Raw genomic sequence first — 25,639 nt, 5'->3', positions numbered from 1 at the left:
GCACAACGCACCGACGCACGACCTCAGTTCATCGCGAAGACCGAGGAGCCGCCCGTGTCCGTCGACACCGCCCTGTCCGGGAGCGAACCGGTCGAGCCGTCCAAGACCCTGGTGGACGGGGTGGTGCGGGAGGTCTCGGTGCCCGCGCTCGTCCCGGCGGTCCGCCGGGGCTCCCTCGCCGACCTGCCGTACGACAACGCCCGGCAGGACCCCGCGGCGGTGCTCTTCTCCCGGAAGGGGGCGGACGGGGCCTGGAGCGACGTCACCGCGTTCGCCTTCGCCGCCGAGGTCCACTCCGTCGCCAAGGGGCTCATCGCCCACGGGCTGCGCCCCGGCGACCGGCTCGCCCTGATGGCCAGGACCACCTACGAGTGGACGCTGCTCGACTTCGCCGCCTGGGCGGCCGGGCTCGTGACCGTCCCCGTCTATCCCACCTCGTCCGCCTTCCAGACCCGCTGGATCCTCCAGGACTCCGGCGCCGCCGCGTGTGTCGTCGAGGACCCGGCCCAGGCCCGGCTCGTCTCCGCCGAGCGGCGGCAGCTGCCGGGCCTCGCGCACCTGTGGGTCCTGGACACCGGCGCGGTCGCGCAGCTGCGCGCGGCGGGCGCCCGGGTCGCCGACGACGCCGTCACCGTCCGCCGAGGGCTGCTCACCCCCGAGACCCTCGCCACCCTCATCTACACCTCCGGCACCACCGGCCGGCCCAAGGGCTGCGCGCTCACCCACGCCAATTTCTTCGCCGAGGTCGACAACGCCGTACGGCTCCTCCATCCCGTGTTCGTCTCGGAGAGCAAGGACCCCGCGGCCACCCTGTTGTTCCTGCCGCTCTCCCATGTCTTCGGGCGGATGGTCGCGATCGGCTGCGTGCGGGCGAGGGTCCGGGTCGGGCACGCGCCGTCGGTGGAGGGCGCGGAACTCCTCGCGGATCTGGCCGCGTTCCGCCCGACGTTCCTGCTGGCCATCCCGTACGTCCTGGAGAAGGTCTTCAACTCGGCCCGCGCCACCGCCGAACGCGGCGGCAAGGCGGGCTCGTTCGACCGCGCGGCCCGGGTCGCCCGCCGGTACGGGCAGGAGGCGGCGCCCTCGCTCTCGCTGCGGGCCGCCCGGGCGCTGTACGACCCGCTGGTCTACCGGCGGATCCGCGCGGCACTGGGCGGCCGGGTGCGGTACGTGATCTCCGGCGGCTCCCCGCTGGGCGCGCGGCTCGCGGAGTTCTTCGCGGGCGCGGGCGTGGAGGTCTTCGAGGGGTACGGCCTGACGGAGACCACCGCCGCGTCGACGGTCACCCCGCCGCGGCGGCCCCGCACCGGCACGGTCGGCTGGCCGCTGCCCGGCACGTCCGTGCGGATCGCCGACGACGGCGAGGTCTGGCTGCGGGGCGGTCACGTCTTCGCCGGGTACTGGGACGCGCAGCGCGGGGCGGCCGTGCCGTACACCGACGACGGATGGTTTCCCACCGGCGACCTCGGTTCGCTGGACGCGGAGGGCTATCTGCGGATCACCGGCCGCAAGAAGGACATCCTCATCACCTCGGCCGGGAAGAACGTCGCTCCGGCTCCGCTGGAGGACTGGCTGCGGGCCCACCCGCTGGTCGCCCAGTGCGTGGTCCTCGGCGACAACCGCCCGTACGTCACGGCTCTGATCACCCTGGACCACGAGGGCGTGACGCACTGGCGGCGGATGCGGCACAAGGACCATCTGGCGCTGTGGGAGCTGACCCGGGACGAGGAGCTGCTCGCCGCGCTCCAGCGGGCGGTGGACGAGGCCAACCGGCTGGTCTCGCGCGCCGAGTCGATCCGCGCCTTCCGGGTCCTGACCGCCGAGTTCTCGGAGGCCTCCGGTCACCTGACCCCGTCCTTGAAGCTCAAACGGGGCGCGGTGCTGCGGGACTTCGCCCGGGAGGTCGAGGAGATGTACGGGCCCGGCGTGGACGAGTGACCGTCAGGGCCAGAGGAGTTCGCGGGTCCAGCCGTGGTCGGTGCGGCGGTAGCGGAGGCGGAGGTGGCGGCGGTGTTCGTCGCCCTGGAAGAACTCGACCTCGGCCGGTTCGACCAGGTACAGGGTCCAGGTGGGGACGGCGGCGTCCGGTTCGGTCTCGGCGCGGTGCCAGGCGCGCGCGCCGGCTTCCGCGAGGGTCTGCGGGGAGTCGAGGACCTCGCTCTGCCGGCCGACCAGGGCGGCGGCGAGGGCGCCGGTGCTGCGGGCGTGGAGGTCTGCGTACGCCTCCTCGGGGGTGCCGGTGGTGACGTGGCCGCGGACGCGGACCTGGCGGCCCTGGGCCGGCCAGTAGAAGCCGAGCGCGGCCTCGGGGCGGGCGGCGAGCTGGCGGCCCTTGGCGCTGGTGGCGTGGGAGGCGAAGTGCCAGCCGCGGGCGTCGGCGTCGTGCAGCATCACGGTGCGGACGTCGGGCCTGCCGTCCTCGTCGACGGTGGCCAGGGAGAGGGTGTGCGGCTCGGTCTGGCCGGCGGCGACCGCGGCCGTGAACCAGTCGTGGAAGAGGGGGAGGGGCTCGGGCGGGGCGCCCGCCGGGTCGAAGGACGGCAGGGCGGTGTCCCAGACCCGGAGGGAGTGGAGGGCTCGGTGGAAGTCGGTCATGCGGTCACGGTAGGGCGTGCGGGGGTGCCGGTGGGGCCGGTGGTGCCGGTCGTGGTCGGCGCGGCGTAGTCGACCAGCGGGACGGCGTTCGCCGCGGCCTGGATCTCGTCGCGGATCTTCTTGGCGATGAGGTTCTTCCAGGGGGTCTTCGGCAGGGTCCGCACCATGAGCATCCGCAGCTTGATCTTCCACTTCGAGCCGACGGTCATCTCCTTGACGAAGCCTTCCGCCAGCTTCTGGTTGCGCTCGACGCCGGGCCGCATGTGCGCCTCGTAGCGGGCGAAGGCGACGGTGTGGTCGCCGCCGGCCCGGGCCAGTTCGCCGGCGAGGACGTACGCGCCGGTGAGGGCGAGGCCGGTGCCCTGGCCGGAGGCGGGGGAGGCGCAGTGGGCGGCGTCGCCGAGGAGGACGACGCGTCCCTTGGACCAGCGGTCCATCTCGATCAGGGAGATCGAGTCGAAGTAGAGGTCGTCGGCGTCGGCGGCGTGGCCGAGGAGCCGGGGGATCTCCCATCGGTCGCCGGTGAAGGCCTCGGTGAGGAGTCGCTTCTGGGCGGTGATGTCCCGGTGGTGGTAGGGGAGTTCGGGCGAGGAGAAGATGAAGAGGTTCTTGGCGTCGGTCTCACCGGCGGAGCTGTAGGCGCAGACCAGCTTCCCGGGGAGGGCGTGGTACGTCTCCCAGCGGTCGAGTTCCAGGTGGTTGGGGGCGGTGAAGATCGAGATGTACGCGCCGAGGTGGCGCTTGTAGCGCTCCTCGGGTCCGAAGGCGAGCCGCCGGGTGTGGGAGTGGAGTCCGTCGGCGCCGACGACGAGGTCGAAGCGGCGGACGGTGCCGCTCTCGAAGGTGACGGTGACGCCGCCGCCGTCCTCGGTGTATTCGTCGAGGGTGGCGATCGAGTCGCCGAAGAGGTATTCGACGTCGTCGCGGGTCCGCTCGTGTAGGACGCGGGCGAGTTCGCCGCGCATGATCTCGTCGTCGCCCTCGACGCGTCCGCCGAAGATGTCGGCGGGCAGTTCGCCGATGGTGCGTCCCTGGTCATCGACGTACGAACCGCCGCGCATGTCGGTGGAGTGGGCGCGGATCGCGTCGAGGATGCCCATCCGGCGGCAGATCTCGACGGAGGTGCCGCGGATGTCGACCTTGTAGCCGCCGGTGCGCAGTTCGGGGGCGCGCTCGACGACGGTGGGGGTGAAGCCGTAGCGGTGCAGCCAGAGGGCGAGGGCGGGTCCGGCGACGGAGGCTCCGGAGATGAGGACGGTCTTCGCGGCGGTGGGCGTGGCGGTGCTCATGGCAGGACTCCTTGTCGGTGGTCGCGGGCCGTTCCCCTGCCCGCGGACATGACTATACGGATGTCCTACACGTCTGTCTATGACGCTTGTATAGATTCCGGGCCGGCCGTCCTCGACCGGGGTCGACCGGTGGCCGGGCGGGTCACGACCGGCCCAGGACCACCGTGCCCGAGGAGCAGAACCAGCCCCCCGTCCCCGACGCCACCGCCAGCTCCGGCAGGCTTCCGTCCGGCCGCCGCACCTGGAGCCCCGGCGCCTCCCCGCGCAGCTGCCGTACCGCCTCGACCAGCAGGAACAGTCCCCGCATCCCCGGATGGCAGGCCGAGAGCCCGCCGCCGTCCGTGTTCACGGGGAGCCGGTCCTTCTCCTGGACGTACGCCCCGCCCTCGCCCTTCGCGCAGAAGCCCAGGTCCTCCAGCGTCACCAGGGTCATGTAGGTGAAGGCGTCGTAGACCTCGGCCAGGTCGATGTCCGCCGGGGTCACCCCCGCCCGCTCGAAGGCGAGCCGGCCGCTGACCGCCGCCGGGGAGACGGTGAAGTCCTCCCACTCCGACATCGTGGTGTGTGAGACGTGCTCGCCCGTCCCGAGGACCCAGACCGGGGCGGTACGGCAGTCCTGGACGTACTCCTCGGCGACGAGCAGCACCGCGCAGCCGCCGTCGGAGCGCAGGCAGCAGTGCAGCTTGGTGAACGGGTCCGCGATCATCGGCCCGGCCAGGACGTCGTCCACCGTGATCGGGTCGCGGAACATCGCCTCCGGGTTGTGCGCCGCGTTCGCCCGGGCCCGTACGGCGACCTCCGCGAGCTGCTCCAGGGTCGTCCCGTACTGGTGCATGTGGCGGCGGGCCGCCATGGCGTACTTGGCGATCAGGGTGTGCCCGTACGGGACCTCGAACTGCAGCGGGCCGCGCGAGCCGAAGGAGAGGTTCGCGGTGCGCCGCCGGGCGCGGATGTCGGCGCGCGCGGTGGAGCCGTACACGAGGAGGACCGCGTTCGCGTGGCCCGCGGCGATCGCGTCGGCGGCGTGCGCGGCCATGACCTCCCAGGTGGCGCCGCCGACGGCGGTCGAGTCCACCCAGCGGGGCCGCAGCCCCAGGTACTCGGCGACCTCGACCGGCGCCAGGGTGCCGAGACCCGCCGAGGCCAGCCCGTCGATCAGGGAGCGGTCCATGCCGCTGTCCGCGAGGGCCCGCCGGGCGGCCTGGGCGTGCAGGGCGTACGGGGTGGCCTCGTCGACCCGGCCGCAGTCGGCGAGCGCGACACCGGCGACGGCGACGCGGCGGGGGCGGCGGACGGGGGCGCGGGCGGGGGTGGCACCGGTGGTGGCGGTGGCGGGCGCGTCGGACGGCGCGGTGGGCGGCGTGGTCGGCATGAATCTGACGGTACATCAGATTCACGGGAACGGAACCGGCGCGAGTCTGGCAACCGGCCCGGTGCGGGCCTAGCATGACGCACCGTCAGAAACGGAGGGAGCCCTATGGACGCCCCGCCCACCGCCCCGCTCACCGCGGAGCAGCAGGAGATCCGCCGCACCCTGCGCGACCTGCTCGCCGAACGGGCCGGGCCGCAGGAGAACCGCGCGGCCACCGCCACCCCCCAGGGGTACGACCCCGAGCTCTGGGCCCGGATGTCCGGCGCCCTCGGCCTCGCCGGGCTCGCCCTCCCCGAGGAGTACGGCGGAGTCGGCTGCGGGCCCGCCGAACTCGCCCTCGCCTGCGAGGAGACCGGCCGCGCCCTCGCCCCCTCCCCGCTCCTCGCCACCAGCGTCCTCGCCGCCCCGCTGCTCACCGCCCTCGGCACCCCCGAGCAGCGCGCCGAACTCCTCCCGCGGCTCGCCGACGGAACCCTCACCTGCGCCCTCGCCGTCCCCGGCGGCTCACTCGCCCTCGCCCTCGGCCTCACCGGCGACAACGCCGCCGAGGCCTGGTCCGGCGGCGGCCGGGCCGGCGGCGTCCAGGCCCGCGCCGTCGACGGCGGCTGGCGGCTGTACGGCGAGGCCGCCCAGGTCGTCGACGGACACAGCGCCGGCCTGCTCCTCGTCGCCGCCCACACCGGCGGCTTCGCCCGCAGCCGCACCCTGCTCTTCCTCGTACGCGCCGAGGACGACGGCACACCGGGGCTCAGCCGCACCCGGCAGCCCACCCTCGACCTCACCCGCACCCAGGCCACCGTCCAGTTCAGGGACACCCCGGCCGAACTCCTCGGCGAGGAACCCGCCGACGTCCTCGGCGCGCTCGCCGCCACCGGCCGGGGCGCCGCCGTCATGCTCGCCGCCGAAGCCGTCGGCGCCGCCCGGGAGGCCCTCGACCGGACCGTCGCCCACGTCGGCTCACGCGAACAGTTCGGCCGGCCCGTCGGCTCCTTCCAGGCCGTCAAGCACCGGCTCGCCGACCTCTACGTCCAGGTCGAGGCGGCCCGCTCGCTCACCCACTGCGCCGCCCGCGAACCCGGGCCGGGGCCCGACAGCGGGCCGCTCGCCCTCGCCCACGCCCTGGAGGCGCTGCGCGCCACCGCGGGCGAGTCCATCCAGCTGCACGGCGGCATCGGATTCACCTGGGAGCACGAGGCGCACCTCTTCTTCAAACGGGCCGCCTCCGACGAGCTGCTCTTCGGGCCCGTGCGGCGGCTGCGCGCCCGCGCGGCGGAACGGACCGGACTCTTCGGAGAGGTGGCGGCGTAGATGCCCGTCGGACGCACGCTGATGCAGAAGATGTCCTCGACCCGGACCTTCGCCCGGATCGGCCCGCACGTGGTGCCCGCCATGGACAAGGCCGTACACCGGCTGACCAGGGGAAAAGTGCTGCTCAGCGCACAGATGCTGCCCGGGGTCGTGCTCACCGCGCGGGGTGCGAGGAGCGGGTTGCCCCGGGTGACCCCGTTGGCCTGCATGCCCGAGCCGGACGGCCGCTGGCTGCTCGTCGGCTCCAACTTCGGCCGCCCCGGGCACCCGGCGTGGACGGCCAACCTGCTGGCCCATCCGGACGTCGAGGTGAACTGGAAGGGCGAGGACATCCCCGTACGGGCGGAGCTGCTCACGGGGGAGGAGCGGGCGGAGGCCTGGCGGGCGGCGCTCGCCTTCTGGCCGCCGTACGCCACGTACCAGGCGCGGATCGAGCGCGAGATCAGGCTCTTCCGTCTGACGAGACGCTGACCCGGAGGCGGTGACGCCTGGCGCCGACCCGGAGACGGCGACGCCTGGCGCCGACCCGGAGACGGCGACGCCGGCGGCGGTCCGTGGGGGCGGGCCGCCGCCGGCGTCGGCGACAGGACGGGGGAAGGAGGGTGGGGCTATCTGGTCGGCTTCTTGCCGGTGATGCCCAGATGCACCAACAGGGCCAGGTTCGGCTTGAGTTCGGCCTGCTTCACACCCCAGGTCGTGAAGCCCTTCTGGTGTCCGGCGACCGCGGCCAGCATCGCCACGAGCGAGCCGGCCATGGCGGCGGGGCTGACCTCCTTGTCGACCTTGCCCTTGGTCTGGAGCTCCTTCACCGCGTCCGTGAGGGAGTTGGTGACCGAGTTCAGGATCTTCATGCGGATCTTGTAGAACCGCTTGTCCCCCTCGGCGGCGCCGAGGTCCACGACCCGGAGGATCGCGTCGTGCTTCCGCCAGAAGTCCAGGAAGCCTTCGACGAGTTCCTCGGAGGTCTGCCAGCCGGCCTTGCCGACCCAGGAGCGTCCGGAGACCAGCTCGGTCAACCCGGCGCCCTCCTTGGCCATTTCCTCCGCGATCTCGAGGACCGCTCCCTCGACGTCCGGGAAGTACTGATAGAACGTCGCGGGTGAAGTACCCGCCTTCCGGGCCACATCGATGACCTTGACGTCCCGGTAGGGCGAGGAGCTGAGCATCTCACCGAGGCAGTCGAGCAGCTTCTGCCGCGTCGCCTGGCCGCGTCGTCCGGCCACGCGGCCGTCGACGGTGCGTACTTGTCCTGTCATGCCGTCAGCTTACCGAGGGGGTGTCGGCGCGCGATTCGGCCGACTGCAAATGGGGTGCACCCCCCGCTGAGACCCGGCCAACCGTGTTCTGCGAGGTCGGCACGCGTGTCCTGGTACGGGCGCGGGCCCGGGGGAGGGTCGGGTTCGCGCCAACCGGGGTGCCCGCGGCGGGCGGCCGCGGCAGCCGCGTACCCGAATAGGCTTATGAACAGCCTGTGGACAACTTCGGTGGACAACCCAGGTATCGCAAGGGCTCCGACCCCCCAAATCGCCCATCCGTTCGCATCTCGGGGCGCGCGGGCCCGGCCCCGCCGTTCTAGCGTGGCCCCATGGCGGCACGTATTGAGGGCACCCCCTGCTGGGTGGACGCACAGCTCCCCGACCTCGAAGCGGGAAAGCGCTTCTACGGCGAGCTCTTCGGCTGGACCTTCGACGCCGACCGGGACGAGGCGCTCCTGGGCGGGCGCCGGGTCGCCGGACTCCTCCCCAAGCGCGACGGCCGCATGCCCACCACCTGGACCCTCTACCTCGCCACCCAGAACGCGGGCACCCTCGCCACCCGGATCAAGGCCGCCGGCGGCCAGATGGTCATGGAGCCGTATCCCGTCGGCCCGTTCGGCGTCCTCGCGCTGGCCGCCGACCCCGGCGGCGCCGTCTTCGGGCTCCGGCAGTCGGGTGACGACGACGGCTTCGAGGTCACGAACGAACCGGGCGCCTTCTGCTGGATGGAGGTGTACACGCGCCGCCCCGACGCCGTCGACACCTTCTACGCCACCGTCTTCGGCTACCTCGGCCGCCAGGCCGACCCCGAGGCGGAGGGTAGGGACGCGGCCTTCGACTACCGCGTCTGGTCACCGCCCGGCTCCCGGCCCGGCGACGACAGCGCCTTCGGCGGCCGCGCCGTCATCACCGACGACTTCCCCGCCGTCATGCCCGGCCACGTCCTCGTCTACTTCGCCGTCCAGGACTGCGACCGGGCCTGCGAGACCACCGTCCGGCTCGGCGGGCGGGTCGCCACTCCCGCCTTCGACACCCCGCACGGCCGCATCGCGGTCCTCCACGACAACCAGGGCGCCCGCTTCGCCGTGCTCTCCGAGCCGGCCTCCCAGCCGGCCTCCGAGCCGATCGCCCGACCGGCCTCCGAGCCTGCCTCCCGACCGGCCTCCGAACCGGCCTCCCGACCGGCCCCCGAGCCGCGCGGCGAGGGGTGAGGCATCCGTTCCGGATGGCTCCGGTATGAGGTGTGACACCCCGATCCGCCCCCGGGTTCGCAACCGGGCCCCCGGACAGGAAGAATCAGGGCCACGGGGCCGTACCCTCATGGCCCGTACGGGGAGGTGGCAGGCAAGTGGAACAGCTGACGCAGCACGACCCGAGACGTATCGGGCCCTTCGAGGTGCTGGGCCGGCTCGGCGCGGGCGGAATGGGCCTGGTCTATCTCGCGCGCTCGGCCTCCGGCCGCCGCGTGGCGATCAAGACCGTGCGCACGGAGCTCGCGGAGGACCAGCTGTTCCGGGTCCGCTTCACCCGTGAGGTGGAGGCCGCGCGGGCGGTCTCCGGCTTCTACACGGCCGCCGTCGTGGACGCCGACCCGCGGGCCGCCGTGCCCTGGCTGGCGACCGCGTACGTCCCCGCGCCCTCGCTCGAGGAAATAGTGAACGAGTGCGGACCGCTCCCCGCCCAGGCCGTGCGCTGGCTCGCCGCCGGCGTCGCCGAGGCCCTGCAGTCCATCCACGGCGCGGGCCTGGTCCACCGCGACCTCAAGCCCTCCAACGTCCTCGTCGTCGAGGACGGCCCCCGGGTGATCGACTTCGGCATCGCGTCGGGCGTCTCCAACACGCGCCTGACCATGACCAACGTCGCCGTCGGCACCCCGGCCTACATGTCCCCCGAGCAGGCCCGCGACTCGCGCAGCGTCACCGGCGCGAGCGACGTCTTCTCGCTGGGCTCGATGCTGGTCTTCGCCGCCACCGGCCACGCGCCGTTCCACGGCGCCAACCCGGTCGAGACCGTCTTCATGCTGCTCCGCGAGGGCCCCGACCTGGAGGGCCTGCCGGAGGAGCTGCGGCCCCTCATCGAGTCCTGCATGCAGATGGACGTCACCCGCCGCCCCACCCCGGCCGACCTCCAGGCGCAGCTCGCCCCGCACCTCTTCGGCCCCGGCAGCGACGACAGCGGTACGGCCTCGGCGTGGCTGCCCCGCAGCGCCACCGAGATGATCGAGATCCGCCGCAACGGCGGCCGCGCGGCCCCGGGGCCGACCGCGCCGCCGATGCCGCCGCGCCCGCCCCGGCAGCCCGCCGACCGGGGCGCGGACCCGCGCTTCCCGGAGCCCGCGCCGGTCGGCGGCGGGGACCGCCGTCCCGAGCCCGCGCCGGTCGGCGGCGGCCGGCACGCGGGACCCTCGGAGAGCTCGGCCGGCCCGGTGCGCCTCGGTGGTGCCACCGTGCCGATCGGCCCCGGCCCCCGGGTCGCCGACACCCGGGCCGCGCTGGCCGTGGGCCGGAGCGCCGACGCGGGGCCGGCCACCGGCTGGATCCGTCCGCCGGGCGGCGGCCCGCACGGCGCGGACCCGGGCTCGTACGCCGGCGAGCACGGCTCGTACGCCGGGGAGCCCGGCCCGCCGCCCGGCTCCCGCCCGGTCAACGTGCCGCCGCAGGGCTCCGACCAGGGGGCGCCGGCGGAGCCCGGCCCCTGGCGGCCGTGGCGCTTCCGGATGTCGAACGACGTCTGGGGTACCCCGGTCGTGGACGGCGACCTCCTGTACGTGACCTCTTTCGAGGTACACGCCCTGGACACCGGGAGCGGCCGCCGCCAGTTCAAGACCCGGGACGTGGCCTGGTCCATGGCCGTCGCCTCGGGCCGTATCCACGCCTCCGACGGACCCACGCTCTACGCCCTGGACGCGACCGACGGCAGCGAGCGCTGGCGGCTGCGCACGGACGCCTGGGTGTACTCCCTCCGGGTCGACCGGGGCACGGTCGTCACGGGGACGCGGGGCGGCGGGGTGCAGGGCTGGGAGGCCTCCAACGGCGCCAAGCTGTGGGAGATCACCGGCGCGCAGACCGACTTCGAGACCCCGGAGGCGGGGCCCGCCGTGCACGGCGACACCGTGTACGTGTGGCGGGACGCCCGGCTCCAGGCCCTGGACGCCCGCACCGGCGTCGAGCGCTGGTCGTACCCGATCGGCGACGCCGCCTCCTGCGCGGGCGTGCCGGTCCGGGTGGCCCCCGCCGAGGACGGCTGCGTGTACGTCTCCGCCGGGACGCGGGTCCTGTCGATCGACATCGCCGCCGGGCACGTCCGCTGGCACTTCGAGGCGCCGGCCGTCTTCCTCTCCCCGCCCGCGTTCGCGCCGGGCCCGGCGGTCACGGGCGGCGGGGTGTACCTCTCCGACCACCTCGGCACGGTGTACGCCATCGACGCCACCACCGGCCAGGACCGCTGGCGGATCGCGACGGAGCCGCGCCAGTCGACCGAGCCGGTGCTCGTCGCCGACGGCAACATCCACGTGGGCAGCGGCAGCGCGCTCTACACCCTCGACGCGGTCACCGGCACGCCCCGGTGGCGGTTCGCGGCGGGCGGCGAGCTGGTCGGCTCGCCGGTCGTCGCCGACGGCCGGGTGCACTTCGGCTCGGCGGACCACGTGCTCTACACGCTGGACGCGACCGGCGGTCAGCTGCGCTGGAAGCTCGCGACCGGCGGCGAGATCACCGGCTCGCCGGTGGCCAGGGGCGGTGTCGTGTACGCGTGCAGCAAGGACCGCTGTGTGTACGCGCTCGACGCGGTGAAGGGCACCGCGACCGGTCGGGGAGCGGCCGCGCGGTAGTGCTTCTCCTGCCGAGGACCCGCTGCCCTAGCTCCTGGGCGGCGGGTTCTCGCGGTCCCGGCCGGGGTCGTGGTCGGGGTCATGGGCCGGGACGTCGTACGTCTGGGTCTCGGCGTACGGGGCCGGGGTCTGCTGCTGCGGATGCGGGGCCGGGTCCGGGTGCGGGCCAGGGTGCGGCTCCGCGGGCGGTCCGTCGAGCGTCGGGTGCGTGGGCCGGGGACCGTGGTCCACCCGGCGCTCGGGGCGGGACCTGCCCGACATGACGAGCGCACCGAGGAGGAGCAGGACCCCGCCGCCGATGGCGTTCGCGACCCCGTCGCCGAGCCCCGCACCGTCACCGCCGACCGTGAGGCTGCCCTCGGCCTGGCCGACCCGGACCATCCACAGGACGGTGAAGCCGAGGACGACGAGCCCGGCGAGGGCGACCAGGAGGCGGGAGCGCAGCAGTACGCCGAGGAGGGTCAGCAGGGCGGCGAAGAGGAACGGGGCGAGCATCGAGCCGAGCAGGTCGGCCTTGGCGTCGGTGATGCCGGTGAACAGCTCGTCGATCGCGTAGTCGCGGCCGTGACGGCCGTCGTACCAGGCACGGAAGGGGCTCCAGACGGCGGCCGTCGCTCCGGCGAGAGCCAGCACCGAACCGGCGATGTTGCGGATCATCGATGCGGCCTCCTTGGCGGTCCGGCTCTCGCTCCCGACGCTACGCCGGGTGAGGGGGGCCCGCCACGCGGCCGCTTCGCGCCGCTAAAGTGGCGCGAACACGACAGGGGACGACGGGGGAGTGGCGATGGTCCGGACACGCCTGAAGCTCGCGGCGACGCTCACGGTGGTGGTGCTCGCGCTCACCGGTTTCCACACGGGTCACGGCAGCAGCGGGTCCGGTGGCGGCAGCGGGAAGAGCAAGAGCGGCAAGAGCAAGAGCCGGGATTCGGACGACGACTCGGGCGGCGGCTGCTCGAACGACGAGAAGTCCAACGACGACTACAGCGGTTCGGGCGGGTCCGGGACGCAGACGACGGCGCCCACCCCGACCGCCTCCCGCGCGGTGGCCGAGGTCGTGGTCGTCGACTGTGTGAAGCCCGCGGAGAAGAAGCGCAAGGGCAGGCCGGCCCGCAAGGCGGACACCACGGCGACCCTGGAGATCACCTCGAAGAGCTGGGACACCGAGACGTTCCGGGTGACCTTGGAGTTCAAGGGCTCCTCGGGCTCCGCGGTGGACTCGGCCGAGACCCTCGTCACCGTCGAGGGCGGCAAGACGAAGAGGTTCGAGGTCGGCATGAAGAACCCGAAGGTCGTCGGCCAGGTGAAGAACTGCTGGGTGTACGACGTGCGGGTGCGGCAGGAGTAGGAGTCCCTGCCGGGTTCCGGCCCCGGGCGCCGGGTCACCGCAGGCGGTGGCCGTCCACCCGCCTCCCGAAGAGCTCCGCCTGCCGGTCCGGGGGCAGGTTGCCCAGGGCGACCAGGTGCGGGGCGTGGGCCAGCGCCTGGGCGCGGGCGGCCTCGCGGGCCGACCAGAGGGCCCGGACCGTGCCCTGGACGGCCTCCGTCGGGTGGGAGGCGATGACGGCGGCGGCCCGTACCGCGGCGGCCAGCGCGCCGCCGGGCGGGGTGAGCTCGGAGACCAGCCCCGTGTCGTACGCCCGCCGGGCCGAGAGCCGTTCCGCGCTGCCCATCAGGGCCATCCGGGCGATCTCCCCGTAGGGCATCCGCTGGGCCATGTGGATGGTTTCGAAGGCGCTGACCATCCCGTAGGTGGTGTGCGGGTCGAAGAAGCTGGCGTCCTCGCCCGCGACGAGGAACTCCGCCTCTCCGAGCAGGTAGAACGCCCCGCCGCAGGCCATCCCCTCGACGGCGGCGACCACCGGTTTCCACAGGTCGTTCGCCTTGGGGCCGATGGTGAGCAGCGGATCGTCGATCGTGTACGGGGACGAGGGCTGCGGCACCTCGGCCGAGCGGTCGATGCCGGTGCAGAAGGCCCGCCCGCCGGCCCCGGTGACGACGATCGCCCGCACCTCGTCCGCGTACCGGAACTCCCGCCAGACGTCCGAGAGCCGGCGGGCCATGTCCAGGGTGATCGCGTTGTGCTTCGCGGCCCGGTCGAGGGTGACGACGGCGACGCCGGTCTCCTTGTCCCGGGAAACGGTGACGGTCATCCGCGCTCCAGGCGCCAGCGGGGCACGGTCGTGCCGTCGACCTCGGTGAAGGCGACCCGCACACCGGCCCCGATCCGAAGCCGCGCGGGGTCGACCGAGTCGAGTGCCGCGTCGGGGGTGGCGACGACGTTGCCGACGAGCCGGATGCGGGGGTCTTCGGCGAGTTCGACGATCACCGCGTTGTACGGGGCCTGGGCGGCGTAGTCGGGCAGGAGGGGCGGGTGGGGGAAGACGTACGACCAGATGCGGCCGCGGCCGGACATCAGGCGCCACTCGCTCGCGAAGGACTGGCAGTGCGGGCAGCAGGGCCGGGGCGGGAAGCGGAGCTCGCCGCAGTCGGCGCAGCTCTGGACGCGCAGTTCGCCCTGGGCGGCGTACTCCCAGAAGGGGGCGCCGTCCTCGTCGGTGACGGGGGTCAGCATGCGGATCAGCTCCTCAGGAGGACGGCGGAGGTGGGGACGCCCTCGCCCGCCGTGACCAGGCAGGTGGCGGCGTCGGGGACCTGGGCGGTGGAGGTGCCGCGGAGTTGCTTCACGCCCTCGTTGATGAGGTTGAAGCCGTGGACGTACGCCTCGCTGAGTCCGCCGCCGCCGGTGTTGAGGGGCAGCCGGCCGCCGATCTCCAGCGCGCCGCCCTCGGTGAACGCGCCGCCCTCGCCCCGGCCGCAGAAGCCGTAGCCCTCGAGGGAGAGCGGGACGAGCGGGGTGAAGGCGTCGTAGATCTGGGCGACGTCGACGTCCTGGGGGCCGAAGTCGGCCTGCTTCCAGAGGTGTCGGGCGGCGGTCCAGGCGGGCCCTGAGAGCGGGTCGTCGTTCCAGTAGTTGACCATGCCGTGGTGCTGGGAGGGCAGGCCCTGGGCGGCGGAGTGGACGTACACGGGCTTCTGGCGGCAGTCGCGGGCCCGTTCGGCGCCGACGATCACGCAGGCCAGGGCGCCGTCGGTCTCCAGGCAGTTGTCGAAGAGGCAGAGCGGATCGCTGATCCAGCGGGAGGTCATGTACATCTCGCGGGTCAGCGGGCGTTCGTACATGATCGCGGCCGGGTTCTGGTTGGCGCGGTTGCGGCAGGCCAGGGCGACGTTGAAGAGGTGGTCGCGGGTGGCGCCGTACTCGTGCATGTAGCGGCGGGCGAGCATGCCGATCTCGTCGGCGGGGCGCAGCAGCCCGAAGGGGCGGGTCCACTGGCCGGGGGTGGGCAGCTGGACTGCGGTGTTCTTCCAGGGGCGGGGGCCGCTGCCCCGCTTCCGGGACCGCCAGGCGACGCCGACGCTCGCCTGTCCGGTGGCGATGGCGGCGGCGAGGTGGCCGACGGTGGCGCAGGAGCCGCCGCCGCCGTAGCCGACCTTGGAGAAGAAGGTGACGTCGCCGGCGCCGATGGCCTTGGCGACCTCGACCTCGTCGGTCTCCTCCATGGTGTACGAGGCGAAGCCGTCGACCTCGGAGGGGGCGATCCCGGCGTCGTCGAGGGCGGCGAGGATCGCCCGGCAGGCGAGCGTCTTCTCCGTCTCGGGGAGCTGTTTGGCGAAGGCGGTCTGTCCTATCCCGACGATGGCCGTGGCGTCTTTGAGCACCGAACCTCCTCATGGGGCAGCACTGCTGACAGCGCGTCAGGCTACAACTAATCTGACGGATAGTCAGCTACAGGGAGGTTGGGTATGGACATGCGCGGCGACCTGGAGTGGGGCACGATCCCTGGTCTCGTACGGGCGGCGGCCGAGCGCCACGGCCCCCGGGAGGCCGTCGTCGACGGCCGCACCCGCGTCACCTACACCGAACTCGGCGAACGCGTCGAACGGGCCGCCGCCGCCTGCCTCGCCATCGGCGTACGGGCGGGGGACCGGGTCGCGATCTGGGCACCCAACACCCTGGACTGGATCGTCGCCGCCCTCGGCGCCGTCACGGCGGGCGCCGTCCTCGTCCCCCTCAACACCCGCTTCAAGGGGACCGAGGCCGCCTTCGTCCTCCAGCGCTCCCGGGCCCGGCTGCTCTTCGTCACCGGCACCTTCCTCGGCACCTCGTACGTGGCGTCCCTGCGCCGCGCCGGGGTCGACCTGCCCGACCTGGAGAAGGTCGTGGTCCTCGGCGACACCGCGCCCGAGGAGTGGACCACCTGGAAGGAGTTCCTGGCGGAGGGCGACGCCGTCCCGGCCGCCCGGGTCCGGGCGCGCGCCGACGCCATCGACCCCACGTCCCCCTCCGACATCATCTACACCTCCGGCACCACCGGCCGCCCCAAGGGCGCCGTCATCAGCCACGCCCAGAGCCTGCGCTGCTACGCGATCTGGTGCGAACTCGCGGGCCTGCGCGAGGGCGACCGCTACCTGGTGGTCAACCCCTTCTTCCACACCTTCGGCTACAAGGCCGGCATCCTCGCCTGCCTGATGCGGGGCGCGGTGATCGTCCCCCAGTCCGTCTTCACCGTCGACACGGTCCTCGCCAACATCGCCGCCGAGCGCATCACCGTCCTCCCCGGCCCCCCGACACTCCACCAGTCCCTCCTGGACCACCCGGCCCGCGGAGCCCACAGCCTCGCCACCCTCCGCCTCGTCGTGACCGGCGCGGCCGTGGTCCCCCTCCGCCTCGTCGAACGCCTCCGCACGGAACTGGGCGTCGGCACGGTCCTCACCGCGTACGGCCTCTCCGAGGCGAGCGGCATCGTCACCATGTGCCGCCGCGAGGACCCGGCCGGGACGGTGGCCACGACCTCCGGCCGCGCCATCCCCGGCACGGAGGTCCGGCTCTCCGCCACGGGCGAGGTCCTTGTCCGCGGCCACCACGTGATGAGCGGCTACTTCGAGGACCCGGAGGAGACGGCGGCGGCGATCGACGCGGACGGCTGGCTCCACACCGGGGACATCGGCGTCCTCGACGAGGCGGGCAACCTCCGGATCACCGACCGCCTCAAGGACATGTTCATCGTGGGCGGCTTCAACGCCTATCCGGCGGAGATCGAACAACTCCTGGGCCTGCACCCGGACATCGCGGACGTGGCGGTGATCGGCGTCCCCGACCCCCGCCTCGGCGAGGTCGGCAAGGCCTTCGTCGTCCGCAGACCGGGAGCGAGGGCCACGGCGGACGACCTGATCGCCTGGTCCCGCCGCGAGATGGCGAACTACAAGGTCCCGAGACAGATCGAATTCGTCCCGGACCTCCCGAGAAACGCGAGCGGCAAGGTGGTGAAGGGGGAGCTGAGGGCGCGTACGAACGTCACGAGCGGCTGAGCGTCGCCCCGCGCATGCCGGAGGGGCCGGGCAGTTGCCCGGCCCCTCCTTGTGCGGTGGTCCGATCGCGTCGCGCACGGGCCCTGCCCGGAACCGATCCCCCCTGGTTCCGTCCCGGGAGTCCCCCGGACCCGTGTGCTCCCCCGTCGACCGGACCTCCCTGGCGGGCCGCGGCGGCTCCCCCGAAGTCGCCGCCGCGGCCTCTCCCCGTCGGGAATGGTCTACTTGGCCGGCTCGGTCGTGGCGTGCATGTTGTCCGTGGAGGCCGTGCCACCGCTGCCGTCGATCGGCTCCGTAGTGGCGTGCATGTTGCCGTTGATGCCGAGCTTCGCGGCGACCGAGTCGGCGAGCGGGGCGTCGGTGGCGTGCATGTTCTTGCTGACGATGTCCTCGCCGGTGGCGTGCATGTTCGTCGGCTTGGCTACCGGCGGGGTCGGCTCGAGATCGGCCATGCTGATCAACTCCCGTTGTGACGTCGGATGGGTGGAGTGGGCCTTTCCGGCTGTTCCCCCATGGACTGCCGGAGGGCCCACTCGGAGCCGCTCACCCTAGTGCGACGGTGTGACGGCCGTACCACCGACCCGTCTGCCCCCCGACACGGCGGGTCGATGGGAGAAGACTGCCGTGCCGCCATAAACGAACGATGAACACCCAGCTCAGGACTCAGGCGGCGGCGGTCTCGCGGAGCAGCGCCCGGACGTCGGACTCGTCCGGCGAGCCCAGCTCCACGAAGATGTCGAGGGCCTCCTGCCAGCAGACCCGGGCACGGCCGTGCTGCCCTATGCCGGACAGCCCCCGGCCCAGGACGACGAGCGCCTGCCCGCGGCGCCACTCGCCGCCCACGCCCTTGAGGATGACCAGGGCCAGCTCGGAGTTCGACGCGGCCTGCGCGTACCGGCGGGCGGCGATGTCCACCTCGGCGATCCGGAAGAGCGACATCCCCTCCCAGAGGCGCTGCCTGCTGTCCCGGAACACGGCCAGTGCCTCGGTGAGCCGGGCCGCCGCCTCGTCGAGCCTGCCGCTCTGGGTCAGGGCGAGCCCCAGCGCGTAGCGGCCATTGGCGCCCTTGAGGGCGTGACCCATCGCGTCGTACATCTCGGTGCCCCGCTGGGCGAGTTCGACGGCGATGTCGGTCTGCCCCATGGCCAGGTGGATCCGGGAGAGGTTGCACAGGGCGCTGGCCTCGCCCGCCTCGTCGTCGCAGGCCCGGAACGAGGTCGTGGCCTGGGTCAGGAAACGTTCCCCGTCGTCGTTGCGCCCCTGGTAGAGGGCCATGATGCCCAAGGCGTTGGCGGCCCAGCACAGGGGCAGGGCGTCGCCCGTGGAGGCCGCGAGGTCCATCGCCCGGTGGGCCTCGCCGTCGGCCTCGTCGAACCGGCCGGCCACGTGCTGGACGTACGCCAGGGTGAGCGACGCGCGGCCCTGGGCCCGGGCGTCGCCCGCCGTGCTTGCCGCGTCCCGGAGCGTCGTCGCCACCGTCTCGTACTCCCGGGAGTTCGCCCCCGACTCCGCCAGGTCCAGCGAGGCCCACAGCAGGTCCACCGCACGCCGGAGGGTCGCCGGGGACGCGGCCGACTGGCGGACGCAGGCAAGCCGGGAGTTGGCCTCGGCGTAGAGCCAGTCCTGGGCCGCGTGGCGGTCGGTGAAGGTGAGGCCCTCGTGGGTGGTGGGTTCCAGGTGGTCGACGAGGCGGTCGCCGGGGCGCTCGATGGCGTACACCCGGGCCGCCGTGGACAGGTAGAAGTCCAGCAGCCGCGACAGCGCCGCCTCCTTCTCCGACGGGGGCTGCTCGTCGCGGTCCGCGCACGCACGCGCGTAGAGCCGCACCAGGTCGTGGTACCGGTAGCGGCCCGGCGCCGCCGACTCCAGCAGGGACGTGTCGACGAGGGCCTCCAGGAGGTCCTCGGTGTCCCAGAGCGGCAGGTCGAGGACGGCCGACGCCGCCACGAGCGAGATGTCCGGGCCGTCCGCGAGGCCCAGCAGCCGGAACGCCCGGGCCTGCGCCGGTTCCAGCTGGCCGTAGCCGAGTTCGAAGGTCGCCTTGACCGCGAGGTCGCCCGCCTGGAGCTCGTCGAGCCGCCGCCGCTCGTCCGCCAGCTTCGCCGCGAGCACCGACACCGTCCAGGTGCGGCGGGCCGCCAGCCGGGACGCCGCGATGCGGATCGCCAGCGGCAGGAAGCCGCAGGCCGCGACGACGTCCAGGGCCGCCTCCCGCTCGGACTGGACCCGCTCGGTCCCGACGATCCGGGTGAACAGCTGCAGCGCCTCCTCCGGGGACATCACGTCGAGGTCCACCAGGTGCGCGCCCGCCAGGTCCACCATCCGGATCCGGCTGGTGACCAGGGCCGCGCAGCCCGCCGTCCCGGGCAGCAGCGGGCGGATCTGGGCGGCGTCCCTCGCGTTGTCCAGGAGGACCAGGACGCGGCGCCCGTCGAGCGTGGAGCGGTAGAGCGCCGCCCGGTCGTCGAGCGAGTCCGGGATGGCGGAGTCCGGCATCCCGAGCGCCCGCAGGAACGAGCCGAGCACCGTCTCCGGCGCGGCCGCCCGGTTGCCGGCCCCCTGGAGGTCCACGTACAGCTGGCCGTCCGGGAAGTGCGGCCTGGCGGCGTGGGCGACGTGCACCGCGAGCGTCGTCTTGCCCACGCCGCCGATGCCCGCGAGCGCCGAGACGGCCATGACGTGGCCCTCGGCGGTGGCGAGCCGGTCGCCGAGCTCCCGTACGAACGCGGCGCGGCCGGTGAAGTCCGGCACGGTCGCCGGCAGCTGGGCCGGGCGCGCGACGGTCGCCGCGGCCGGGGCGGCCTCCTCGACCGGGCGGGCGAGTTCGGCGTCGGCCTGGAGGATGCGCTGCTGGAGCCGGGAGAGTTCGGGCGTGGGGTCGACGCCGAGTTCGTCGGCGAGGAGGCGGCGCGTGTCGGCGTACACGGCGAGCGCCTCGGCCTGCCGGCCGCCGCGGTACAGGGCGAGCATCAGCAGCTCGCGGAGCCGTTCGCGCAGCGGGTGCGCGGCGGTGAGCGCGGTCAGTTCGGAGACGGCCTCCGCGTGCGCGCCGAGCTCCAGGTCGATGTCGAGCCGGGTCTCCAGGAGGCTGAGCCGCCATTCCTCCAGGCGGGTCCGCTGCGTCTCGGCGTACGGGCCGGGGAGCGAGGCGAGCACCTCGCCGTCCCACAGGTCGAGCGCCTCGGCGAGTTTGTCGCGGGCGCCCGCCCGGTCTCCGGCGGCCCGCAGCTTCTCGGCCTCGGCGCCGAGTTCCTGGGCGGTGGTGGCGTCGAGGGCGGCGGCGGAGGTGCGCAGGGCGTAGCCGCCGGACTCGCTGACGAGGACCTGCGGGCCGAGTGCCTTGCGGAGCCGGGAGGCGTACGTCCGTACGGCCGCGAGGGCCTGGGAGGGCGGTTCCTCGCCCCAGAGCGCGTCGATCAGCTCGGCGGCGGTGGCGGTGCGTCCGCCGCGCAGCAGCAGGGCGGCGAGCAGGGCGCGCTGCTGCGGCGATCCGGTGGACACCGGCTCCCCGTCCCGCCAGGCCCGCACGGGCCCGAGCACGGCGAACCGCAGGAGCCCGGGGCCGGGGGCCTCGGGGCCGGCGGCCCCGGGGGCGGCGCTCCCGGCGCCGGTGCCGGTCCGGCTGTCGGTGCCGGTGCCGGTGCCGGCCCGGCTGTCGGTGCCGGTGCCGAGGGTGGCGCCGGTGCCGGTGCCGGCTCGGCTGTCGGTGCTGCTGCCGCTGCTGGTCCGGCTGTCGGCGCCGCTGCCGGTCCCGGGATCGGAGTCGGCGCCAGGGCCGGCACCGGCGCCAGGCCCGGTGCCGCCGCTCGGCTGGCCGGAACCCGTGCCCGCGCTGGACGCCGTGGGCGCGGCCGTCGCCCCGTCCGTACCTGTGGCCTCAGTGGTGGCCGCCCCGGTGCCCGGGGTCGTCGCGCCGGCGGCCGCCTCGGTGCCCGCGGCCGTCGCCGCGCCGGCAGGCGCCTCCGTGCCGGTGCCGTTCCCGGTGTTCGGGCCCGTGCCGGGGCCCGCGCCCGCGCTTGTCCTCGGAGCCCGCTGCACCGGAACTCGCGGCCCGTTCTCACGGTCCATCGCTCCCCCTGCCCGTACCGCCACCGCTGGTTTCGCCCTGGACAGTCTGCCTTGTCCGGAGGGGGTCCGTCAGCATCGGGTCGGCCGTAGTGCGGGCCGTGACGCGGGGCGGACGCGGCCTTCGTGCGGGCTTCCCGGCGTGCCGGCGGGCGCCGGCGGAGGAGCGGATCTGCCGCAGGCTAGCTGACGGGTCGTCAGATCAGCGCTACCGTGAAAGCCATGGAGACCTTCCCGAAGATCATCTCGGTGGACGACCACACCGTGGAGCCCCCGCACGTCTGGCGGAACCGGCTCCCGTCCCGGTACCACGACACCGGACCCCGGATCGTCCGTGCCCCGCTCAAGGAAATGACCTTCCTCGGCGGGAAGTTCGCCCCCGTCATGGGGGCCAGGGGCGACGAGGGGCCGATCGGCGACTGGTGGGTGTACGAGGACCTGCACCGGCCCCTCACCCGGCTCGACACCGCCGTCGGCTACGACCGCGACGAGATACGGCTCGAAGTCATCACCTACGAGCAGATGCGGCCCGGCTCGCACTCCGTGCCCGAGCGGCTCGCCGACATGGACGTCAACCACGTCCAGTCCGCGCTCTGCTTCCCGACCTTCCCCCGCTTCTGCGGGCAGACCTTCACCGAGGCGGCCGACCGCGAGCTCGGACTCCTCTGCGTCCGCGCGTACAACGACTGGATGGTGGAGGAGTGGTGCGGGCCCGAGGCCCGCGGGCGGCTCATCCCGCTCACCCTCATCCCGCTCTGGGACCCCGAGCTCGCCGCCGCCGAGGTGCGGCGGAACGCCGCGCGCGGGGTGCGGGCGGTGGCGTTCTCCGAGATCCCGCCGCACCTCGGGCTGCCCTCGGTGCACACCGACCACTGGGACCCCTTCTTCCGGGCCTGTGACGAGACGGGCACGGTCATCGCGATGCACATCGGCTCGTCGAGCCGGATGCCGTCGACCTCCGCCGACGCGCCGCCGGCCGTCGGCTCCACCATCACCTTCGCCAACTGCTGCTTCTCGATGGTCGACTGGCTGATGAGCGGCAAGTTCGAGCGCTTCCCGAACCTGCGGATCATGTACGCGGAGGGGCAGATCGGCTGGATCCCGTACATCCTGGAGCGGGCCGACGTGGTCTGGGAGGAGAACCGGGGCTGGGGCGGGGTCGCCGAGAAGGTGCTGCGCCCGCCGTCCGAGCTGTTCGCCGGGCACGTCTACGGCTGCTTCTTCGACGACGCCTTCGGGCTGAGGAACCTGGACGCGATCGGCGTCGGGAACGTCCTGTACGAGACCGACTACCCGCACTCGGACTCCACCTGGCCCAAGTCGCGCGAGGTCGGCGAGGCCCAGATGGGCCACCTCGCCCCGGACGTCGTCGAGCGGATCGTGCGCGGCAACGCGATCGACCTCCTCGGCCTGACCCCGGACGGCCTCTGGCGCCCCTAGGGCGCGTCGGTAGGCCGTGCCCGTGGGTCCGACCGGTCCGGGCCAGGTCCCACCCCTTGTCTGATGAGCCGTCAGGTACGAGCATGGGCCCCGCTCGTAGAAGTGACGGTTCGTCAGATTCGGCCGACGAGGCCGAGGCTCAAGGGGGTTCCTCATGGTGGTCTACGGGATGCAGCTGCCGGTCCAGTCGCAGAGCGCGATCTACGCCGAGCCCTGGGAGGCGGCCGCCGGGGCCCGGGACCTCGTCGAGATCGCCCGCGCCGCCGAGGCGCACGGCTTCGACTACCTCGCGAGCTGCGACCACGTCGCCATCCCGCGCCGGCTCGCCGAGGCCATGAGCACCGTCTGGTACGACCCGGTCGCCACGCTCTCCTTCCTGGCCGGCGTCACCGAGCGGGTCCGGCTGCTCTCGCACGTCGCCGTCGTCGGACTGCGCCACCCCCTCGTCACCGCCAAGGCGTACGCGACGCTCGACCACCTCTCCGGCGGGCGCCTGGTGCTCGGCGTCGGGGCCGGGCACGTGCAGGAGGAGTTCGAGGCGGTCGGGGTGGACTTCGCACGCCGGGGCGCCGTGCTCGACGAGACCATGGACGCGCTGCGGGCGGCCCTCGGGGCCGAGGAGTTCCCCGAGCACATGGGCGAGCGGTTCGCCTTCAAGGACCTCGGCCAGCTGCCCCGGCCCGCGCAGGAGCGGGTCCCGCTCTGGGTCGGCGGCTCCTCGCCCGCCGCCGTCCGCCGGGCCGCGCTCAAGGGCGACGGCTGGCTGCCGCAGGGCGACCCGCGCGAGCAGCTCGCCGAGCGGATCCAGCAGCTGCTGCGGCTGCGCGCCGACGCCGGGATCGCCGAGCCGATCACCGTCGGCGCGATCGCCGAGCCGCTGTACGTCGGCACGCCCGGCTGGCCGGTCGGCCGGCGCACCCTGAGCGGCTCCCCGGAGGAGCTCGCCGCCTCCCTGCGCGCGTACGGGGAGATGGGCGTGCACCAGATCCAGGTCCGGTTCCGCTCCCGGAGCCGTACCGAACTCATCGACCAGATGGCGGCCTTCGGCACGGAGGTCGCCCCTCATCTCTAGGGAGTACGGACATGGGCAAGCTCGACGGGCGGGTCGTCCTCGTCACCGGTGCGGCGCGCGGGCAGGGCGAGCAGGAGGCCCGGCTGTTCGCGGCCGAGGGTGCCCGCGTGGTCCTCGCGGACGTCCTCGACGAGGCGGCCGCCGCGCTGGCGAAGGAGCTGGGCGAGGAGACGGCCGTCCACGTCCACCTGGACGTGACCCGGGAGGAGGAGTGGGCGGCGGCCGTGGCGGTCGCCAAGGAGCGCTTCGGGAAGATCGACGGGCTCGTCAACAACGCCGGCATCCTCCGCTTCAACGAGCTCCTCGCCACCCCGCTGGAGGAGTTCCAGGCGATCGTCTCCGTCAACCAGACCGGCTGCTTCCTCGGCATCCGGACGGTGGCGCCCGAGATCGTGGCGGCCGGCGGCGGCACGATCGTCAACACCGCCTCGTACACGGGGGTCACCGGGATGGCGGGCGTCGGCGCCTACGCGGCCTCCAAGCACGCCGTCCTGGGGCTGACCCGGGTCGCGGCGCTCGAACTCGCGGCGAAGGGGGTCCGGGTGAACGCCGTCTGCCCGGGCGCGATCGACACCCCCATGAGCAATCCGGAGGGCGTGGACCCGGCGGCGACGGCGGAGCTGTACCGCAGGCTCGTCCCGCTCGGGCGGATCGGCCGCCCGGAGGAGGTGGCGGACCTCGCGCTCTTCCTGACCGGGGCGGACTCGGCGTACATCACGGGGCAGCCGTTCGTGATCGACGGCGGGTGGCTGGCCGGGGTCAGTCTTTTCTGACGCTCCATCAGGTATTGACGCACCTGTCGCGCGGTGCGAAAGTCGGGCACATCATAAATCTGACGGCACGTCAGAAACTCCGTCGGAAACTCACGAGGACGGTGAACCCCCTTGGAATTCGGGATCTTCGTACAGGGATACGTCGGCAAGCGCGCCGAGACCGATCCCGAAGCCGAGCACAAGGCGCTCATGGAGGAGACCGAGTACGTCATCCAGGCGGACAGGTCCGGCTTCAAATACGCCTGGGCCTCGGAGCACCACTTCCTGGAGGAGTACTCGCACCTCTCCGCCAACGACGTCTACCTGGGCTACCTCGCCCACGCCACCGACCGCATCCACCTCGGCTCCGGCATCTTCAACCCCCTCGCCCCCGTCAACCACCCGGTGAAGGTCGCCGAGAAGGTCGCCATGCTCGACCACCTCTCCGGCGGCCGCTTCGAGTTCGGCTCCGGCCGGGGCGCGGGCTCCCACGAGATCCTCGGGTTCATGCCGGGCATCACCGACATGAACCACACCAAGGAGCTGTGGGAGGAGACGATCGCCGAGTTCCCCAAGATGTGGCTCCAGGAGGAGTACGCCGGCTTCCAGGGCAAGCACTGGTCGCTGCCGCCCCGCAAGGTCCTCCCCAAGCCGTACGGGAAGTCCCACCCCGCCATGTGGTACGCGGCCGGGTCCCCCTCCTCGTACGCCATGGCCGGCAAGAAGGGCCTCGGCGTCCTCGGCTTCAGCGTGCAGAAGGTCTCCGACATGGAGTGGGTCGTCGAGTCCTACAAGACCGCGATCAAGGAAGCCAGGGCGATCGGCGACTTCGTCAACGACAACGTCATGGTGACCTCGACCGCGATCTGCGCCGAGACCCACGACAAGGCGGTCGAGATCGCCGTGGGCGGCGGCCTGAACTACCTCCAGTCGCTGCTGTTCCGCTACCACGACACCTTCCCGCGGCCCGAGGGCATCCCCGAGTGGCCGGAGCTCCTCCCCGAGTACTCGGCCGAGATCATCGAACTCCTCATCCAGGAGGAGCTGATGATCTGCGGCGACCCGTCGGAGGTGCTCGCCCAGTGCAAGCGGTGGGAGCAGGCCGGGGCGGACCAGCTGTCCTTCGGGCTGCCGATCGGGATCTCGTATGAGGACACCATGAACTCGATCAAGCTCATCGGCGAGCACGTCATCCCGAAGATCGACACGGACCCCGTCCACCGCACCACCCGCTTCCGCCAGTCCGCCGGCTCCTAGGCCGGGTCCGTAACGTCCCGCGCCCGACGGGCGG

Annotated in this window: 21 protein-coding genes; 11 read left to right on the top strand and 10 right to left on the bottom strand. The window is 73.4% G+C overall.

The annotated features are described in order from the left end of the window. Positions 1–54 precede the first annotated feature (54 nt). On the top strand, positions 55–1,938 hold the full coding sequence (locus DEJ43_RS15495) for an AMP-dependent synthetase/ligase (protein WP_015034314.1): 1,884 nt from the start codon (positions 55–57) through the stop codon (positions 1,936–1,938). 3 nt (positions 1,939–1,941) lie between these two features. Here the strand turns inward: DEJ43_RS15495 and DEJ43_RS15490 are convergent, their stop codons facing one another. The 3 genes from DEJ43_RS15490 to DEJ43_RS15480 all read right to left on the bottom strand — a co-directional run bounded on the left by DEJ43_RS15490 (position 1,942) and on the right by DEJ43_RS15480 (position 5,256). Then, on the bottom strand, positions 1,942–2,595 hold the full coding sequence (locus DEJ43_RS15490; protein WP_015034313.1) for a pyridoxine/pyridoxamine 5'-phosphate oxidase: 654 nt from the start codon (positions 2,593–2,595) through the stop codon (positions 1,942–1,944). After that, positions 2,592–3,884: an FAD-dependent monooxygenase gene (locus DEJ43_RS15485; protein WP_015034312.1), complete on the bottom strand. Its 1,293-nt coding sequence runs from the start codon at positions 3,882–3,884 to the stop codon at positions 2,592–2,594. Before DEJ43_RS15485 ends, DEJ43_RS15490 begins: the two co-directional genes overlap by 4 nt. Positions 3,885–4,026: 142 nt before the next feature. After that, entirely contained in the window at positions 4,027–5,256 is a 1,230-nt protein-coding gene (locus DEJ43_RS15480) for a thiolase C-terminal domain-containing protein (RefSeq protein ID WP_015034311.1), read from the bottom strand. 105 nt (positions 5,257–5,361) lie between these two features. Here DEJ43_RS15480 and DEJ43_RS15475 point away from each other — a divergent pair, with 105 nt between their 5' ends. Then, entirely contained in the window at positions 5,362–6,564 is a 1,203-nt protein-coding gene (locus DEJ43_RS15475) for an acyl-CoA dehydrogenase family protein (protein ID WP_015034310.1), read from the top strand. Next, on the top strand, positions 6,565–7,035 hold the full coding sequence (locus tag DEJ43_RS15470) for a nitroreductase family deazaflavin-dependent oxidoreductase (protein ID WP_015034309.1): 471 nt from the start codon (positions 6,565–6,567) through the stop codon (positions 7,033–7,035). A 137-nt stretch (positions 7,036–7,172) separates the two neighbouring features. Here the strand turns inward: DEJ43_RS15470 and DEJ43_RS15465 are convergent, their stop codons facing one another. After that, positions 7,173–7,820, bottom strand: coding sequence for a TetR family transcriptional regulator (locus tag DEJ43_RS15465; RefSeq protein ID WP_015034308.1), 648 nt, complete (start codon positions 7,818–7,820; stop codon positions 7,173–7,175). Between the two features lie 329 nt (positions 7,821–8,149). Here DEJ43_RS15465 and DEJ43_RS15460 point away from each other — a divergent pair, with 329 nt between their 5' ends. Continuing rightward, positions 8,150–9,031, top strand: coding sequence for a VOC family protein (locus tag DEJ43_RS15460; RefSeq protein WP_015034306.1), 882 nt, complete (start codon positions 8,150–8,152; stop codon positions 9,029–9,031). Between the two features lie 137 nt (positions 9,032–9,168). Next, entirely contained in the window at positions 9,169–11,649 is a 2,481-nt protein-coding gene (gene afsK, locus DEJ43_RS15455) for a protein serine/threonine kinase AfsK (RefSeq protein WP_041662515.1), read from the top strand. 27 nt (positions 11,650–11,676) lie between these two features. On the opposite strand, the gene DEJ43_RS15450 is transcribed toward afsK, so the two are convergent. Next, positions 11,677–12,306: a hypothetical protein gene (locus tag DEJ43_RS15450; RefSeq protein ID WP_015034304.1), complete on the bottom strand. Its 630-nt coding sequence runs from the start codon at positions 12,304–12,306 to the stop codon at positions 11,677–11,679. A 127-nt stretch (positions 12,307–12,433) separates the two neighbouring features. Here DEJ43_RS15450 and DEJ43_RS15445 point away from each other — a divergent pair, with 127 nt between their 5' ends. Continuing rightward, positions 12,434–12,994, top strand: coding sequence for a hypothetical protein (locus DEJ43_RS15445; RefSeq protein ID WP_015034303.1), 561 nt, complete (start codon positions 12,434–12,436; stop codon positions 12,992–12,994). 34 nt (positions 12,995–13,028) lie between these two features. On the opposite strand, the gene DEJ43_RS15440 is transcribed toward DEJ43_RS15445, so the two are convergent. The 3 genes from DEJ43_RS15440 to DEJ43_RS15430 are packed head-to-tail and all read right to left on the bottom strand — an operon-like array spanning position 13,029 to position 15,369. Beyond that, on the bottom strand, positions 13,029–13,799 hold the full coding sequence (locus DEJ43_RS15440; protein WP_015034302.1) for an enoyl-CoA hydratase/isomerase family protein: 771 nt from the start codon (positions 13,797–13,799) through the stop codon (positions 13,029–13,031). Continuing rightward, the gene (locus DEJ43_RS15435) at positions 13,796–14,221 is read right to left on the bottom strand and encodes a Zn-ribbon domain-containing OB-fold protein (protein ID WP_015034301.1); all 426 of its coding nucleotides are present in this window, start codon (positions 14,219–14,221) and stop codon (positions 13,796–13,798) included. The genes DEJ43_RS15440 and DEJ43_RS15435 overlap by 4 nt, the downstream gene beginning before the upstream one ends. Positions 14,222–14,226: 5 nt before the next feature. Further along, the gene (locus DEJ43_RS15430) at positions 14,227–15,369 is read right to left on the bottom strand and encodes a lipid-transfer protein (protein WP_015034300.1); all 1,143 of its coding nucleotides are present in this window, start codon (positions 15,367–15,369) and stop codon (positions 14,227–14,229) included. A 90-nt stretch (positions 15,370–15,459) separates the two neighbouring features. Here DEJ43_RS15430 and DEJ43_RS15425 point away from each other — a divergent pair, with 90 nt between their 5' ends. Continuing rightward, positions 15,460–17,019 (top strand): FadD3 family acyl-CoA ligase, encoded by a 1,560-nt coding sequence (locus tag DEJ43_RS15425; protein ID WP_041663966.1) that lies wholly within the window; start codon positions 15,460–15,462, stop codon positions 17,017–17,019. Between the two features lie 221 nt (positions 17,020–17,240). On the opposite strand, the gene DEJ43_RS15420 is transcribed toward DEJ43_RS15425, so the two are convergent. Together DEJ43_RS15420 and afsR are read right to left on the bottom strand one after the other, a co-directional pair. Then, positions 17,241–17,471, bottom strand: coding sequence for a hypothetical protein (locus DEJ43_RS15420; protein WP_015034298.1), 231 nt, complete (start codon positions 17,469–17,471; stop codon positions 17,241–17,243). 211 nt (positions 17,472–17,682) lie between these two features. Continuing rightward, positions 17,683–21,087, bottom strand: coding sequence for an SARP-family global regulator AfsR (gene afsR, locus DEJ43_RS15415; RefSeq protein ID WP_150253461.1), 3,405 nt, complete (start codon positions 21,085–21,087; stop codon positions 17,683–17,685). A 219-nt stretch (positions 21,088–21,306) separates the two neighbouring features. On the opposite strand from afsR, the gene DEJ43_RS15410 reads away from it, so the two are divergent. The 4 genes from DEJ43_RS15410 to DEJ43_RS15395 all read left to right on the top strand — a co-directional run bounded on the left by DEJ43_RS15410 (position 21,307) and on the right by DEJ43_RS15395 (position 25,605). Continuing rightward, positions 21,307–22,524, top strand: a complete 1,218-nt coding sequence (locus tag DEJ43_RS15410) for an amidohydrolase family protein (RefSeq protein WP_041662514.1) — start codon at positions 21,307–21,309, stop codon at positions 22,522–22,524. A gap of 154 nt (positions 22,525–22,678) precedes the next feature. Next, on the top strand, positions 22,679–23,596 hold the full coding sequence (locus DEJ43_RS15405; protein WP_015034295.1) for an LLM class F420-dependent oxidoreductase: 918 nt from the start codon (positions 22,679–22,681) through the stop codon (positions 23,594–23,596). 11 nt (positions 23,597–23,607) lie between these two features. After that, positions 23,608–24,369, top strand: a complete 762-nt coding sequence (locus DEJ43_RS15400) for an SDR family NAD(P)-dependent oxidoreductase (protein WP_015034294.1) — start codon at positions 23,608–23,610, stop codon at positions 24,367–24,369. A gap of 111 nt (positions 24,370–24,480) precedes the next feature. After that, positions 24,481–25,605 carry an LLM class flavin-dependent oxidoreductase gene (locus tag DEJ43_RS15395; RefSeq protein WP_015034293.1) on the top strand — a complete coding sequence of 375 codons (1,125 nt, stop codon included), beginning with the start codon at positions 24,481–24,483 and terminating at the stop codon, positions 25,603–25,605. Positions 25,606–25,639 lie beyond the last annotated feature (34 nt).

Source organism: Streptomyces venezuelae ATCC 10712 (genome assembly GCF_008639165.1).
Classification (GTDB): domain Bacteria; phylum Actinomycetota; class Actinomycetes; order Streptomycetales; family Streptomycetaceae; genus Streptomyces; species Streptomyces venezuelae.
Note: the sequence above shows the minus strand (reverse complement) of the source record. Positions and strands in the feature narration are given on the sequence as shown.